Genomic DNA, 14,158 nt, shown 5'->3' on the forward strand with positions numbered 1-14,158 from the left:
GTTACGGCGCCATCTCGTACGTCCCCGCCAGAGCCTCGACGCGCTCCCAGACGCGCGCCGAGCGGGCGTCGTCGACGACCGGACGCCGGACCGCCCCCAGGGCCCAGGCCTGCTGGTCCGCGGTGGCGGAGTCCTTGCCGTGCAGCTCGACGGCGTGCGCGGAGAAGTCGCGTACGAGGACGGCGAAGAGCTCGTCGAGCACATCCTGCTCCAGGCCGGTCAGGCGCGCCTGCTCCAGGATCAGCTGGCCGTGCACGACCAGCGCGAAGAGCTGTCCCACGGCGAGGAGCAGGTCGAGGTCGCGGCTCTGCTTCTCGTCAGGGGCGGCCGTGGTGACGAACTCGCAGAGCGCGTCGGCCTGTTCGCGGAAGCGGCCGACGTTGGGCACCTCGGCGTACGCGTCGAAGGCGGTGCGCCAGTCGTGGAAGCGGATGGCGCCGAGGCCGCGGGCGGGGCCCTGCTGGAAGAGGAAGGAGTCGTCGGCCGCGTCGAGACGGGTCGGCACGGGCGCGTACTCGGCCGGGTTCAGGAGGTGGTTGCCCATGAACTTGAGGATCAGCGCGAGGTTGACGTGGACCGTGCCCTCCAGCTTGGGCAGACCGCGGATCTCGACGGCCGCCTGTGCGAAGTAGTTGTCCTTCTCGAAGCCCTTGGCCGCGATGACGTCCCACATCAGGTCGATGACCTTCTCGCCCTCGGTGGTCACCTTCATCTTCGTCATGGGGTTGAAGAGAAGGTAGCGGCGGTCGTCGGGACCCGCCGAGCGGAAGTAGTCCACGGCCCGGTCGCTGAACAGCTTCATGCCGACGAGGCGCACGTAGGCGTCGGTCAGCTCGCGGCGCACGTGCGGGAAGGCGGTGACCGGGCGCCCGTAGAGGATGCGGCCCGTGGCGTGGGTGACGGCCTCGTACATCGCGTGCTCGCAGATGCCGATGGAGGCGGTGCAGAGGTTGAACTTGCCGACGTTGACGGTGTTGAGGGCGGCGTCGAAGGCGGCGCGGCCGGTGTGCAGCACGTCGTCGGGACCGACCGGGTAGTTCTCCAGGCGGAACTCGCTCACGTACTTCGACGAGTCGACGACGTTCTTGACCAGGTGGTACGCCTGGTGGCGGCTGTCGGCGGCGAAGAAGACGTAGCCGTCGGGGCCCTCGACGTCGGTGCGGCGGCCGAATACGGAGACGAGCCCGGCCGCGTTGCCGTTGCCGATGTAGTACTTGGAGCCGGTGGCCCGGAAGCCGCCGTCGCCGGTGGGCTCCAGGAGCATGTCGGTGGAGTAGATGTCGGCGCCGTGGGTCTTCTCGGACAGACCGAAGGCGAACACCTCGCCCTGGGAGAGGAGTTCGGCGGCGCGCGTGCGGGCGGCGGCGTTGTCGCTCTGCCAGACCGGGCCGAGGCCGAGGATGGTGACCTGCCACGCGTACCAGTAGTCGAGGCCGTAGAAGCCGAAGATCTCGTTGAGGGCGGCGATGCGGGCGGTGTCCCAGCGCTTGTCGGCCTGCCCCTCCCCCGCGGCCGGGGCCGGGGTGAGGAAGGTCGCGAACAGCCCCTCCTCGGCGGAGAACTCCAGGAAGTCCGCGAGCCAGGCGCGGGTGCGGTAGTCCTCGATCAGCTTGCGCTTGCCGCGCGCCTCGAACCAGTCGACGGTCGCGCGCAGCAGCCTGCGGGTCTCGGGGTCGAAGTGGGTCGGGTCGTAGGTGTTCGGGTTGAACAGCAGCGGGTCGGCCATGGCGGTTCGCCTTTCCGGCTCGGAGGGTTGGGCAGAGGGAAGAAGTGCGTGGTCAGCGCTCGGGGGCGAGGCGGTGGAGGGTGGCGAGCACGTCGTCGAGCCAGGCGAGCGTCATCCGCTCGTACGCGATGCCGCCGCGCAGCACGACGTGCTGGAGCTCCTGTCCGGCGTCCAGTGCTTCGCGGGCCGGGGCGTCGGGCCCGGTGAAGTCGCGCCGCTCGCCCGCGAGGTAGTGCGCGAGGCGGTCGGCGTGCGCCTGGCGGTGCCGGTCCACCTCGTGGATCAGGGCGGCCGGGTCGTCGAAGGCGGCGCCGCGGATCTTCACGGCGAGCTCGTGCCGGACGCTCTCGGGTTCGATCGGCTCGTGCAGCCACCGCGAGAGCGCGGCCCGGCCGAGGGACGCGACGGAGTACTCCTTCTTGTCCGGCCGGTCCTGCTGCACCACCTCGCGGACGTCGATCCAGCCGTCGCCCTCCATGCGCTTGAGGACGCGGTAGATCTGCTGGTGGGTGGCGGCCCAGAAGTAGCCGATGGACCGGTCGAACCGCCGGGCCAGTTCGTAGCCGGAGCCCGGCTTTTCCAGCAGGGAGACGAGGATCGCGTGCTCGAGCGCCATGCCCGAATCCTTCTATGCAACTCGTTGCATAGACAAGCGGCACCGGCCAGGTGAGACACGGCTCACCTGCATGATCAGTGGTCCGACGCCGACGGCTCCGCCCCCGCGGGGATCTCCTGGATCCTCCCGTCGACACCCGCCCGGTAGAGCTTGCCCGCCGAGAACCCCCGGTCGCCGCGCCCGTAGGTGACCTGAGTGGAGAGGTGCAGGCCCGACTCCACGGCGCACAGACGGCCGTCCTCGACCCGCCAGATCTGCCCGGCGGCATGGGTGGCGATCAGCGGCCGTCCCGCGCCGTCGAGGGTGATTCCGTCGGGGAGGGAGAGGGCGTCGGACGCGGCGGCGGAGATCCATCGCCGCGGGTGCGCCGGATCGTCGACCGGGATCCGGTACAGCCCTGGGGCGACGGTCGTCTGGATGACGTAGACGTGCTGGCCGTCCGGCGAGACGGCGACCCCGTTGGGCTGCGGCACCTTCGCCCAGGCGGGGTCGACCCGGCCGTCCGGAGTGACGCGGCCGATGTTCCTGCCGCCCAGGGTCGTGGTGTACACGGTTCCGTCGGGCGCGAGGGCGACGCCGTCGATGCCGCCGAGCCCGGTGGCGTACGTACTGACCTTGCCGGACTCCGGATCCACGAGCAGGAGTTCCGATGTCGGCAGGAGGTCGCCGGTGAGCGAGTGCGCGAGGTCGTTGCCGGTGCCGACGAGGAGACGGCCGTCCTCGCGGACGACGATCCCGCCGTTGGCGCCCACGTTTCCGGTGAGGGGTACGGGGGCGCGGCCCGGTGCGTCGATGCGGTAGACGCGGCCCGTGAAATACGCGGTGGCGAACATCCGGCCCCGCGCGTCGACGGCGATCGACTCGACCCAGTCCGGGATCCGCGCCACCCGGGCCGGTGGCGCCGTTTCGGGGGCGGCACAGGCCGGTGCCGCCCGCGCGGGGGCGGGCGCGAGCAGGCCCGCGGCCAGCGCCATGGCCGACACGACCAGCGCCGGGACCGCTGTCGGTACGCTGCCGCGCCTCTGCCCGCGTAATGCCGCCCGGCGCCGCCCTCTCGACCTCGACCGCATCGGTTCCCCCTCTTCGTCGGGTCGGTCTCCCGGCGAAGTATCAGCCTCACGGGCCCCGCGCGTAACCCCTCGCCCCTCAGCCGTGGGCGCCGCTCGTGCCGTCGGCGCCCTTCGCCGAGTTGAGCCACGCGCCGATGCGGGGCAGCGCATCGGGCCCGCTGTCCTGCCGCACCGACCCGACCAGGTCGGCGATGGCGACACCCCGCAGCGACGCGCGCCACGCGGCGTCGGCGGCCGCCATCGCGCGGGAGATGGGGCACGGCTTCGCGCAGTCCTCGGGAGGGGTTCCGAACGGGCCGCGCTGCCGGATCTCCGTACAGGTGAAGGCCGGGCTCGCCCCGTCGACCGCCTGCACGACGTCGAGGACCGTGATGTCGGTGGCGGTCCTGGTCAGGACGTACCCGCCCGTCTTGCCCTGGACGGACTTCACGAGTCCCGCCCGGGAGAGGGCCTGCATCTGTTTCGCCAGGTAGCTGGGTGAGACGTCGTGCAACTCGGCCAGCCGGGCGGCGGGGACCGGCTCGGTGGCCGCGGTCAGCACCACACAGCAGTGGAGCGCCCACTCGACGCCGCCGGACAGTTTCATGCACCCTCCCGATTGACTCGGACACAGACTATCCGAGTATTATCTCGGACATCAGGTATCCGAGTTTGCGCACCCGCGGCACCAGGCCCACGGCAGCGGCACTCGGCGGGACGGAAGGGCTCGATCATGAAGATCACGGTCATCGGCGGCACCGGGCTGATCGGTTCGCAGCTCGTCGCCAGGCTCCGCGAGGCGGGCCACGAGGTGGTCGCCTCGTCCCTGTCGACCGGCGTCGACCTGCTCACCGGCGCGGGGCTCGACGAGGCGCTCGACGGCGCGGACACGGTCGTCAACGTGACGAACTCCCCCACGTTCGACGAAGCCTCACCGGAGTTCTTCAGGACGACCTCGGGGCATCTGCTGGCCGCCGGCGAGCGCGCGGGCGTGCGGCACCAGGTCATCCTCTCCATCGTCGGCGTCGACCAGGTGCCGCAGCTGGACTACTACCGCGCGAAGACGCTCCAGGAGGAGCTGCTGCGCCAGGGCCCCACCCCGTACTCGATCGTGCGCGCCACGCAGTTCTTCGAGTTCATGGACGCGGTCATGTCGTGGACGTCCGACGACAGCACCGTCCGGCTGCCCGCCACGCGCATCCGGCCCATGGCGACGGCCGACGTGGTCGCGGCGCTCGCCGACGTCGCCACCGGCGCGCCACTGAACGGCACGCTGGACGTCGCGGGGCCGGAAGTCTTCCGCCTGGACGAGCTGGGTCGGTTCACGCTGTCGGCCCGGCAGGACGGGCGCAGCGTCGTGACCGACGAGAAGGCGGGCATGTTCGCCGCCGTCGAGGGCGACGTCCTCATCGGCGGGCCGGACGCGCGTCTCGCGCCCACCCACTACAAGGACTGGCTCGACGCCTCGCGGTGACTCAGGCTCTCAGCCCGTCGCCAGGCGGCGGACGGCCGCCAGCGCGCGGTCGGCGTGTGCGCTCATGCGGAACTCGCTGCGGACCACCTCGGCGACGGTGCGGTCCTCGCCGATGACGAACGTGACGCGCTTCGTGGGCGCCAGCGAGAAGCCGCGCGTCACGCCGAACCGGCCGCGCACCAGGCCCTCGGGATCCGCGAGCAGGGGGAACCCGAGGGTGTGCCGCTCGGTGAACTCCCGTTGCTTGTCGACCGCGTCGCCGCTGATCCCCACGGGCCGCGCCCCCGCGGCGCCGAACTCGGCGGCGAGGTCACGGAAGTGGCAGGCCTCGGCCGTGCAGCCGGGTGTCAGGGCCGCCGGGTAGAAGAACAGCACCACGGGGCCGTCCCGGAGGAGTTCGGAGAGCGTGCGCTCGGTGCCGGTCTCGTCCGGCAGCGTGAAGTCCTCGACGGTGTCACCCACCGCCACGCGCGCCGTCATGCCCGGCTCCTGTGCGACGTGCGGTCCATCGGCGACACGGTGCCTCCTCGAGTGCGGGAGCGAAACCCTACTCGACGGTCGGCAACTCCCCGTCGCCAGCCCTCCCCACCGGCCTTGACCTCCCGAAACGACCTCGTGCGATGCTGGGGCACGCCGAGAGGCACCGAGAGAGCGACGGGGAGTACGGGCATCACGATGGCAGCGGTACGACGGACAGCGAAGGGCATCTGGGACCGTTTCTCGGCGTCCGACCCCGGGCTCCTGCGACTCATGGCGGGACTGCGCACGGTCGGGGCGATCCTTCTCGCGCTCGCCGTGCTCGCACCGCTCGGCACGTCGGTGACCCACCTCGTCGCGGGCGCGATGACGGCGATGGTCGCCACGTTCGCGATCCAGGAGAAGGAGGTGCGGGGGCAGGCGATCACCCTGGCGCTCGGCCTGCCGGTCGCCCTTGCGGCCATATCACTGGGGGCGCTGCTCAACTCCCGCGTGGTGGGCGGGGACGTCTTCTTCATCCTCCTCATCTTCGGGGCCGTCTACTGCCGCCGGTTCGGCGACCGGGGCACCGCACTCGGACTCATCGGCTTCCAGGTCTACTTCGTCTCGCTCTTCGTCAGCGCGTCCGCATCCTCGCTGCCCGGCCTCTGTCTGACGCTGACCGTCGCCTTCGCGTGCAGCGCGGTCGTGCGGTTCGCCGTGGTGCCGGAGACCCCGGAGCGCACCCTGGCGCGGCTGCGCGAGGCGTTCCGGGCCCGGCTCGCCCAGCTCATCGCCCACCAGATCGAACTCCTCGAAGCGGACACCGGATCCGCCGAGGGCCCGGAGAAGATCCTCGACGACCTGCGGCGCAGCACCGCCCGGCTGCACGAGGCCGCGCTGATGATCCAGGGCCGCCTGGAGGAGGGCACCCGCGACGCGGCAGCGGCGGCGCTGCTGCAGCGCAGGGTGGCCGACGCGGAGATCGCCGCGGAGCGCCTCGGTGTCCTGCTCCTCAACGCCCGCAGCGCGGAGCGCGTGGAGACGCTCACCCTGCACCTGCCCAGCGCCCCCGTCGCGCTCTCGCGGCGCGGCCGGATCGGGCCGGACGCGGGCACCGCCCTGCGCAGGGACCTGCGGGCCCTGCACCTGCTGGTGGTGCGCCTGGTACCCGACGATCGCGGCACGGCGCTCCCGTACGTGCGCAACAGGCTGCTCGGCTACCGCGAGGAGCAGGGTCTGCCGCAGGGTTCCCCGGCGGTGCAGGACTGCTTCCGTGCGATCGGTGAGGCGGCGCGCGCCATTCTGGGCCTGCGGCTGGCGGTCGACGGGGCGCGGGACGAGGAGTACGACAGCCCGGAAGCCATGCGGTCCCGTGAGGAGTTCGAGGCGGAGGAGATCTCGATCTCCGGTGAGGCCGCGGAGGCGGAGGAGGAGCAGACCGGGCTGCGGCGGCCCACCACCCGGGCGGCCGTGCAGGTGTCGGTCGGCTCGGCGCTGGCCATCGTCGGCGGCGAGTTCCTGTCCACGCAGCGGTGGTACTGGGCGGTGCTGACCTGCTGGGTGGTGTTCCTCAACACCGCGTCCACGGGCGAGATCATGGTCAAGGGCTACCGTCGGCTGCTCGGCACGGTGCTCGGCGTGGTGGCCGGTGTGGCGCTGGCCGGTGCCGTCGGCAACCACACCTGGGCCGCGTTCGCCCTCGTCGTGCTCTGCGTCTTCGGCATGTTCTTCACCGCGCCCCTCTCGTACGCGATGATGTCGTTCTTCGTGACGGCGATGCTGGGCCTGCTCTACACCCTGCTCAACACGTACAGCCTCGACGTCCTCGTCCTGCGGATCGAGGAGACGGCGCTCGGCGCGGCCTGCGGGATCATCGCGGCGGTCCTGGTGCTGCCGGTACGGACGTCCCACCGGACCGACGAGGAACTCGGCACGGTCCTCGCACGGCTGCGGGACGTCGTGTCGGCGGCGGTGTCCCAGCTGAGCGGCGGGCCCGCGGTCGACCTCGTGGACCTGGCCCGCGACTTGGACACCGCGCTCGACGACCTGCGCAGCTCCACGAAGCCGTTGACCCATCCGATCGCCCCGCTGCGGGCCCGCAGGCAGACGGCCCGCTACATCGTGGCGCTCCTGGAGACCTGCGCGTACCACGCCCGTTCGCTGGCGGCGACGGCCGAGTTGGTGCCCTCCAGCAAGAGCGTCGCGGCCGACGCGCGCCTCGCGCTCGCCGGGCGGCGGATCACGCACAACATCGACCTGATCGCGGCGCAGGTGCGCGACGAGGAGACCGACGGGGTCATCGAGTCCGGGGCCAGCATCGCCTCGATGCTGGACAGCGGCCGCCACGAAGTGCTGCGGACCGGCTCGGTGGCGTTCCGCGTGCTGCGGCACCTGCAGCGGCTCGACGAGGGCATCGTCGGCCTGGCCCGGCCCCTCGGAGTGCCGCTCGCGGCGCCCGAGGAGGGCGGCGCCGCGTCAGCCTCGCAACGCCGACACTCCGCCAATGGGTGAATAAGTTTCGGATTCCGGGCATTGCCGGATGTACTGGGCCCTGCCCTTTCTGGCAACTGACGTTCCGTACTGGAGTGACATGCGTACCCGTAATCTCCCCCTCGCCCTGAGCCTCGCCGCCGCCGCACTGGCCGGCAGCGCGGGATCGGCCGCCGCCATCGGCGACGACACCGGCACCACCTCGCTCAGCGGCAACGGCGCCGACCAGGCGTTCGGCAACAGCTCCACCCACGGGGACCTCAGCCCGCAGGCGCGTCTCGTCGACGGCTCGCTGAACAAGCTCTGCGCCGGCATTCCCGTGAAGGCGAACGTGGGCTCCCTGGTCGGGGTCGTGCCGATCGCGGTCCAGGACATCCCGGTCCTCTCGGCGCCGCAGAACCAGCAGTGCGTCGAGAACTCCACGCAGGCCAAGGGCGACGAGCCGCTGTCGCACCTCGTCAGCGACATCCCGGCCCTGTCCGGCAACGGCGTGAACAACCACTGACTCGCCCGAGTCGGCTGAGTCACCGCGCGATGCGGGCCGGGTCCCACCCGGCCCGCATCGCGTTGTCCGCAGCATCCTGGGCGCGGAATCCGGGCCGCTCCTTCCGCCTCACTCCCCGCGCAACTCCTCGACCACGTCACGCAGGACCGGCTCCGGGACGTCCGGCAGCACCATCGCGAAGGCCAGCACGAACTTGCCGAGCAGGAACGTGGTGTCCGGCGTGCTGCGCACGACCTCCTGGACGGCCGTCACGTCCTGTGCCGCGACGGCCTCCAGCAGCGCTCCCGCGTCCGGCCCCGCCCCCTCCTCCGTGAGCACGGACCGGTCGCCGAATTCGGCCCGGCGCGCCAAGTGCCGCAGCACCTGGTCCCCCGCCTCGGGCAGATACGCCTTGCGGACGCCTTCGTTGGCGATCCAGCACAGCGCCGAGATCAGATCGGTGGTCGGCTCGTCGGCCCCGAACTCCGCGACCAGGGTGTCGTACGCGAGTTGATTCCCGTGCCGGAACGCCAGCAGCAGTCGCGCCGCCCTCGCCTTGGCCTCGGCCACCTGCTCATCGGACACTCCCGCCCGAACGCCCGATTCATGCTTGTTTACGCCCATCTGGTAGATGGTAACGATCAACGCGCGGAGCTCGTCAGGACCCCACACCCCGGGGCGCGGGACTCGGCGCGCCCAGGCGCCGGACGATCGCGTCGGCGGTCTCGTCGGGTGTCAGCTCCGCGTTGTCCAACCACCACCCCGCGTCGCCCAGTTCGTCCAGCATGGCGCGCCGCAGCGGACCGCAGTCGATGCCGACGCGCTGCCGCGGCGCGCGCTCGGCGTCACGTCGGTGGCACACGTCGAGCGGCGGCGCCAGGACCACGAAGAGGACCGGCCGCGGCCGCAGCTCGGCCAGCATGAAGTCCAGCGCGGCCCGGTCGGCGACGACGGTGTCGATGACCGGGACGAACCCCTCGTCCGCGAAGTTGCCCGCGAGGGCGCAGACGTTGCGGGCGCAGAGCCGCGCCTGCCGGTCCGCCTCCGGTCCGGGGCTGCTCACGGGGCCCGCCCTGCCGCTGACGACCATGTACGAGAGGACGTCGCCGTCGATGCGGGCCGCGCGTGGGTACCGCTCGGCGACGAGCTGCGCGGCCGTCGACTTGCCGGCCGCCGGTACACCGGTGATGATCACGCAGCCCGGCGTCTCCGTCCCGGGACCCACACTCTTCACGTCGCTCTCCTTCGGCTGTCCGGCGGACATTGTCCGGAGAGTCGGACTCACGGCGCATCCGGTTTTCCCGTCACCGGCACCACGCGCGACCCGTGCGATCAGCCCGCGAACCTGAGCGTCGTCTCCCGCGAGGCGTTCCCCTGCGCGTCCACCGCACGCACCCTGGCCACGTAGCGTGCGCCCTTCTTCGTGGCGGGCAGCGGGATGTCCAGGGAGTTGGGGCGCGGCATGAAGTAGTACTCGGACAGGACCTTCGAGGAGAGCGGCTTCGTGCCGGTCGCCGTGTTCTCGACGTCGACGCGGTAGTGGTGCACCATCTGGTCGTCGCGCGCCTGCCGGACGCGCAGGGCCCGGCCGCCTCCGGTGAGGGCGAGCGGGTGGCGGGACGTGAACCGGGGCGCGGTCGTGTTGCGTCGGGCGTCGGTGTAGGTGAAGGCGTCCTTGATCTGCTGCGGGCTGTTCCCCTTGAGGCGTACGGTCCATGCCGGTCCGCTGAGCGTGCCCGCGCTGGCGTACGGGGGCTGCCAGTCGGCCGACCACTTGCCTCCGGTGTAGATGTCGTGCCGGTCGGCGGCCATGTTGACGCGCGCGATCTCCGTGCGGTCGCGGTACACCTCGACGAAGAGGGCCTGGGCGGTCGGCGCCTCGAAGCGGTCCGCGAGGCCCGTCTCCGTGATCGCCTGATAGCCGTGGTCCATCTCGACGTACGACATCGAGCCGTCGTTGACGGCGGTGAAGTCCCGCTGGTGGACGGAGCGCTCGTCGTTGATGTTCAGGTGGGAGTGGCCGGAGAAGTAGATCACCTGCGGGTGGGCGCCGAGGTCCTTGGTGAGCTGGGGGTTCGAGGCCTGCTGGCCGTCCATCGCGGTGCCGGGGGCGGGGCGGTGGCCCTGCACGAGGATGGGCGTGCGGGCGTTCGCCGGGTCCGCGGTGAGCTCGGCGAGCCGCTTCTTGAGCCAGGCACGCTGGGCGGGGTCCGACTGGTACGTCTCCGTGTTCACGGTGAACAGGTGCAGGCCCCGCACGTTCGACTCGTAGTAGCCGCCGCCCGAGTCGGGGAACCAGGCGCGGGGGTAGTGGGCGCGGATGTCGGCGAGGCTCGCGTCGTGATTGCCGTTGGAGAGCAGGACCTGGGTTTCGTCCATGCCCTTGCGCTCGAGGTTGGCCCGGAAGATCTCGGAGACGATGCGGTGGTCACCGCCGCGGCCGTCGCCGTTGTCGTTGATCATGTCGCCGTTGGAGAGGATCGCGTCGGGCTCGGGGAAGACCGACCCGATGGTGTCGAAGAAGCTCTCGTACTTCTTGTCGTTCTTCTCGTGGTCCCCGATGTGCACGTCGGACATGACGACGAGCCGCGCGAGGGGCTTCTCCCGGCTCTTGACGAGATACCCGGCCGATATCGGAACGCTCGCCCGACCGCCGCGGAACGCGACGGCGGTGACGTTGGTGTCCTTCGTGAGGCGCAGCGGACGGCCCGGCACGAAGGCGCGGTCCGCGCGCGTGGGCGTGGTGCCGTCCAGGGTGTAGCGGATCGTGGTGCCGCGTGCGGCCCGCAGCGTCAGGGAGACGGGGCGTTCGTAGCGGCCGCCGGCGCTGCTGAAGGTCGGGGGTGCAGGGGTGGCGTGTGCGGGAGCGGCCGCTGCGGGGCGGGCCGGCGCCCCGGCCGTGGGGACGGTCGCATGAGCGGCGGCCGGGAGCAGCAGCGCCAGGGACGCCGCGGTGATCACGAAGGGGGTACGTCTCACGAGGAACCGGATCCTTGCCTCTGGCCGGGCCTGTGTGTGTGCCGCCCGGCATGAACTCCCGTGACGCTAGATGTCATTGGTGAGGTAACGAGGCCAGACCAGTTGCCGTTCGGTGACTCACCAGTGAACCGCTGTCCCTGCGGCGGGTGCGATGACGTCGTCCGCCGTCAGACGGGCCGTGCCCGCTGCCAGACGTGCCCCGACAGCCCCTGCCCGGCCAGCCACTCCCCCGGCTCCGCGACGCCGTCCCGGTCGAGGAGCCCGGGACCGACGGTCGTCCGCAGCTGGTGCGCGACTCCTGACTCCCGCAGGAGACGGAGGCTGCGCAAGGCGGGAGCGGCGCTGTTCCGGACGCCGGTGACACGGTCGTACGTGTCCGGCGCCGCCTTGACGTCGAAACCCACCCAGTCGACGAGCCCGCCCTCGGTCACCTCCCGCCACTCCAGGTCGTGGATGTGCAGGTCGCCGTCCCGGTGCGCGCGGCCCACCGCCTCGGGATACACCTGGTCGAGCCAGTAGTTGGCGACGACCTTCCCGGCGGTGTCGAGGATGAGGCCGCCCAGCGAATAGCCCTGGTTCGCCGAGGTGCGCGGGGGCCGTCGGCAGGTATCGGGCTCGGGCCGCTGTGCGGCCGCTCACCGTTGCGGGGCAGCCCCGGAATCGCACCGGGTTCCCAGTTGCCTCGGCGACCGCTCGTGAGCGTCCGCCGAACCGACAGCCGGAACGCTGCATCTGGTGTCATGAGCGACATGCCGGACACAACGTCTCGGGTGCCGTTCGACCTTGAGCCAAGGACTTTGGGCCCGAAACCCTGGGGCCACGCCGTGGAGTCACGGCTAGGGGCACCGTTGCGTAGCGCCTAGAAGTTCTGGCCTACGCTGGCCCCGGGAGGCATACATGGGACGAGGAAGTACGGCCGCCACGGCCGGGCCGGAACCGGCGGCACGCCACCACGGCAACAGGCACGGCCGCAGCGAACAGGCCCGGCAGGCAGTGCTGGAGGCGGCCGACGACCTCTTGGTCGAGAAGGGCTTCACCGGCGTCACCATCGAGGGCATCGCCGCCCGTGCGGGCGTCGCCAAGCAGACCGTCTACCGCTGGTGGAAGACCAAGACCGACGTCCTCCTGGACGCCTTCCTCCAGGACGCGGCCGAGGCCCTGACCCCGCCGGACCACGGCGACCTGGCCCCGGACCTCCGCGCCCACCTGCGCCAACTGGCCCTGTTCCTCACCCGGTCCGACGCGGGCGCCGTCTTCAAGGCCCTCATCGGGCACGCCCAGCACGATCCCGCGTTCGCCGCCGCCCTGCGCTCCGGGTACCTCGACGCACAGCGCCGACGCGACCGCCTCCCGCTGGAGCGCGCGGTGGCACGCGGCCAGCTCGCCGCCGGACTCGACATGGCGGCGGAGATCGACCAACTCGTGGGACCGGTCTACCACCGTGTCCTGGTGACGGCGGAAACCGTCGACCAGGCTTTCACCGACCGCCTCGTCGAGGCGTTCCTGCACCGCTCGGACGTGGCGGACGTGACCGACTCAAGGGAGATGGGGAGCAGATGACTCTGAAGGCAGGCCAGCGAGTGGTGCTGGCGGCGGACACCCGGCTGACCGATTCGGCCGAGGTGTCGGGGGTCGTCGTCGGGTTCCTTTCCCTGGCGGCGGGCACCGGCGGGACCGTCGAGCAGGTGGTCGGCCACCTGGACGCGAGCGACGACGTGCGCGAGTACGAGCGGCTCAAGTCGCTGCTCGACACCTTCGGGTACGAGATGCCCAAGGAGAGCAGGCGACAGCTCAAGGAGAAGGTCGACTCCCTGCAGCCCGCGTGGACCGCCTTCCAGGAACGGGCGCCTCGCGTGAGCGTGCGGGTCCGCTTCGACAACGGGTTCATCCTCGACGGGGCCAACGAGGACGTCTTCGTCCCTGCCTGAGGTGGTGCACCCAAGCCCTGGCCCCGCCCTATTCGTGCGCGAGCAGCCCCCTGCGCAGGCGGGCCAGGGTCTTGGACAGCAGCCGGGACACGTGCATCTGTGAGATCCCCATGACGGCGCCGATGTCGGCCTGCGTCATCTCCTGGCCGAAGCGCAGCTCGATGATGCGGCGCTCCCGTTCGTCGAGCCGCGCGAGGAGCGGGGCCAGGGCATGGACGTTCTCGAAGACCTCGATCGCCGGGTCCGGCTCCCCCACGACGTCGGCGAGCGAGCGGTTGTTCCGGTGCGTGGTGCCTTCCTCGCTCCCGCCGTGCTGCGCGTCCAGGGACCCGGCCGCGTAACCGTTGGCGGCCACGATCACCTCCAGGACCTGCTCCTCGGTCACCGCCAGGTCGTCCGCGATTTCATGGACGGTCGGCTCGCGGCCGAGCACGGCGAACAGCCGCTCCCTGGAGCTGACGAGTTCGGCGCGGAGTTCCTTGAGCCTGCGCGGCACGTGCACGGCCCAACTGGTGTCACGGAAGTGGCGCTTGATCTCCCCGAGGATGCTGGGCACGGCGAACGACACGAACTCGAAGCCACGGTTCACGTCGAACCGGTCGATCGCCTTGATCAGGCCGACCGTCCCCACCTGGACGATGTCCTCCAGCTGACCGTTGCCGCGGTTGCGGAACCGGCCCGCCACATAGTGCACCAGGGAGAGGTTCATCTCGATCAGGGTGTTGCGTGCGTACAGGTAGTCCGGCGAGCCCTCCTCAAGGCTCTGGAGCCGGTCGAAGAAGAGCTTCGACAGCTCGCGGGCATCCTTCGGTGCGACCTGATCGGCTTCCGCTACGCGCGGCAGCCCCACGATGTCCCCTTGCACGGCGCTCTCTCCTCACCGGGTACGTGCGTTCCCGCGAGTGGTTCCGCAAAGAGGAGGCCGTATATCGGGACCTTCCGCATCCGCCCGG

The 14,158-nt window shown here is 71.2% G+C and carries 14 protein-coding genes, 1 pseudogene and 1 riboswitch; of the genes and pseudogenes, 5 read left to right on the top strand and 10 right to left on the bottom strand.

Translation table 11 applies throughout. The features are described from left to right. Nucleotide 1 precedes the first annotated feature (1 nt). The 4 genes from AOK03_RS02070 to AOK03_RS02085 all read right to left on the bottom strand — a co-directional run bounded on the left by AOK03_RS02070 (nucleotide 2) and on the right by AOK03_RS02085 (nucleotide 3,998). Entirely contained in the window at nucleotides 2-1,726 is a 1,725-nt protein-coding gene (locus AOK03_RS02070) for an acyl-CoA dehydrogenase family protein (RefSeq protein ID WP_055563370.1), read from the bottom strand. A gap of 52 nt (nucleotides 1,727-1,778) precedes the next feature. Continuing rightward, entirely contained in the window at nucleotides 1,779-2,342 is a 564-nt protein-coding gene (locus AOK03_RS02075; RefSeq protein ID WP_055563371.1) for a PadR family transcriptional regulator, read from the bottom strand. A gap of 74 nt (nucleotides 2,343-2,416) precedes the next feature. Further along, nucleotides 2,417-3,316, bottom strand: coding sequence for an SMP-30/gluconolactonase/LRE family protein (locus AOK03_RS02080; RefSeq protein WP_055563372.1), 900 nt, complete (start codon nucleotides 3,314-3,316; stop codon nucleotides 2,417-2,419). A 172-nt stretch (nucleotides 3,317-3,488) separates the two neighbouring features. After that, nucleotides 3,489-3,998: an RrF2 family transcriptional regulator gene (locus tag AOK03_RS02085; RefSeq protein WP_055563373.1), complete on the bottom strand. Its 510-nt coding sequence runs from the start codon at nucleotides 3,996-3,998 to the stop codon at nucleotides 3,489-3,491. A 126-nt stretch (nucleotides 3,999-4,124) separates the two neighbouring features. Between AOK03_RS02085 and AOK03_RS02090 the strand changes: the two genes are divergently transcribed. Continuing rightward, complete coding sequence (locus tag AOK03_RS02090; protein ID WP_055563374.1) at nucleotides 4,125-4,865, top strand: SDR family oxidoreductase; 741 nt, start codon at nucleotides 4,125-4,127, stop codon at nucleotides 4,863-4,865. A gap of 9 nt (nucleotides 4,866-4,874) precedes the next feature. Here AOK03_RS02090 and AOK03_RS02095 read toward each other — a convergent pair whose 3' ends face one another. Further along, nucleotides 4,875-5,345 (bottom strand): peroxiredoxin, encoded by a 471-nt coding sequence (locus AOK03_RS02095; protein ID WP_055563375.1) that lies wholly within the window; start codon nucleotides 5,343-5,345, stop codon nucleotides 4,875-4,877. Between the two features lie 195 nt (nucleotides 5,346-5,540). Here AOK03_RS02095 and AOK03_RS02100 point away from each other — a divergent pair, with 195 nt between their 5' ends. Continuing rightward, nucleotides 5,541-7,835, top strand: coding sequence for an FUSC family protein (locus tag AOK03_RS02100; protein WP_055563376.1), 2,295 nt, complete (start codon nucleotides 5,541-5,543; stop codon nucleotides 7,833-7,835). A 79-nt stretch (nucleotides 7,836-7,914) separates the two neighbouring features. After that, nucleotides 7,915-8,319: a rodlin gene (locus tag AOK03_RS02105; protein ID WP_055563377.1), complete on the top strand. Its 405-nt coding sequence runs from the start codon at nucleotides 7,915-7,917 to the stop codon at nucleotides 8,317-8,319. A 108-nt stretch (nucleotides 8,320-8,427) separates the two neighbouring features. Here AOK03_RS02105 and AOK03_RS02110 read toward each other — a convergent pair whose 3' ends face one another. The 4 genes and pseudogenes from AOK03_RS02110 to nrdD form a co-directional block, all read right to left on the bottom strand. Continuing rightward, nucleotides 8,428-8,922 (bottom strand): hypothetical protein, encoded by a 495-nt coding sequence (locus AOK03_RS02110; protein ID WP_157868837.1) that lies wholly within the window; start codon nucleotides 8,920-8,922, stop codon nucleotides 8,428-8,430. Nucleotides 8,923-8,956: 34 nt separating this feature from the next. Beyond that, nucleotides 8,957-9,532, bottom strand: a complete 576-nt coding sequence (locus AOK03_RS02115; protein ID WP_244177456.1) for an AAA family ATPase — start codon at nucleotides 9,530-9,532, stop codon at nucleotides 8,957-8,959. Between the two features lie 98 nt (nucleotides 9,533-9,630). Continuing rightward, nucleotides 9,631-11,277, bottom strand: a complete 1,647-nt coding sequence (locus AOK03_RS02120; protein WP_055563379.1) for a metallophosphoesterase — start codon at nucleotides 11,275-11,277, stop codon at nucleotides 9,631-9,633. 167 nt (nucleotides 11,278-11,444) lie between these two features. Then, nucleotides 11,445-11,846 (bottom strand): annotated as a pseudogene (gene nrdD, locus AOK03_RS43360) (anaerobic ribonucleoside-triphosphate reductase); the annotation flags it as partial. Between the two features lie 15 nt (nucleotides 11,847-11,861). Further along, nucleotides 11,862-12,008, bottom strand: a riboswitch (cobalamin riboswitch). A gap of 166 nt (nucleotides 12,009-12,174) precedes the next feature. Between nrdD and AOK03_RS02130 the strand changes: the two are divergent. Continuing rightward, nucleotides 12,175-12,837: a TetR/AcrR family transcriptional regulator gene (locus AOK03_RS02130; protein ID WP_055563381.1), complete on the top strand. Its 663-nt coding sequence runs from the start codon at nucleotides 12,175-12,177 to the stop codon at nucleotides 12,835-12,837. Beyond that, nucleotides 12,834-13,205 carry a hypothetical protein gene (locus AOK03_RS02135; RefSeq protein ID WP_055563382.1) on the top strand — a complete coding sequence of 124 codons (372 nt, stop codon included), beginning with the start codon at nucleotides 12,834-12,836 and terminating at the stop codon, nucleotides 13,203-13,205. Before AOK03_RS02130 ends, AOK03_RS02135 begins: the two co-directional genes overlap by 4 nt. Before the next feature lie 28 nt (nucleotides 13,206-13,233). Here the strand turns inward: AOK03_RS02135 and AOK03_RS02140 are convergent, their stop codons facing one another. Continuing rightward, nucleotides 13,234-14,070, bottom strand: coding sequence for a SigB/SigF/SigG family RNA polymerase sigma factor (locus tag AOK03_RS02140; RefSeq protein ID WP_107097897.1), 837 nt, complete (start codon nucleotides 14,068-14,070; stop codon nucleotides 13,234-13,236). Nucleotides 14,071-14,158 lie beyond the last annotated feature (88 nt).

Origin of the sequence: Streptomyces atriruber (genome assembly GCF_001418325.1) — a bacterium.
GTDB lineage: Bacteria > Actinomycetota > Actinomycetes > Streptomycetales > Streptomycetaceae > Streptomyces > Streptomyces atriruber.

Bases quoted from the DNA above. Each gene is read 5' to 3' on its own strand.
- AOK03_RS02080 (WP_055563372.1), bottom strand. From the start codon at position 3,316: ATGGCGCTGGCCGCGGGCCTGCTCGCGCCCGCCCCCGCGCGGGCGGCA.
- AOK03_RS02130 (WP_055563381.1), top strand. From the start codon at position 12,175: ATGGGACGAGGAAGTACGGCCGCCACGGCCGGGCCGGAACCGGCGGCA.
- AOK03_RS02105 (WP_055563377.1), top strand. From the start codon at position 7,915: ATGCGTACCCGTAATCTCCCCCTCGCCCTGAGCCTCGCCGCCGCCGCA.
- AOK03_RS02110 (WP_157868837.1), bottom strand. From the start codon at position 8,922: ATGGGCGTAAACAAGCATGAATCGGGCGTTCGGGCGGGAGTGTCCGAT.
- AOK03_RS02100 (WP_055563376.1), top strand. From the start codon at position 5,541: ATGGCAGCGGTACGACGGACAGCGAAGGGCATCTGGGACCGTTTCTCG.
- AOK03_RS02075 (WP_055563371.1), bottom strand. From the start codon at position 2,342: ATGGCGCTCGAGCACGCGATCCTCGTCTCCCTGCTGGAAAAGCCGGGC.
- AOK03_RS02070 (WP_055563370.1), bottom strand. From the start codon at position 1,726: ATGGCCGACCCGCTGCTGTTCAACCCGAACACCTACGACCCGACCCAC.
- AOK03_RS02085 (WP_055563373.1), bottom strand. From the start codon at position 3,998: ATGAAACTGTCCGGCGGCGTCGAGTGGGCGCTCCACTGCTGTGTGGTG.
- AOK03_RS02095 (WP_055563375.1), bottom strand. From the start codon at position 5,345: ATGACGGCGCGCGTGGCGGTGGGTGACACCGTCGAGGACTTCACGCTG.
- AOK03_RS02135 (WP_055563382.1), top strand. From the start codon at position 12,834: ATGACTCTGAAGGCAGGCCAGCGAGTGGTGCTGGCGGCGGACACCCGG.
- AOK03_RS02090 (WP_055563374.1), top strand. From the start codon at position 4,125: ATGAAGATCACGGTCATCGGCGGCACCGGGCTGATCGGTTCGCAGCTC.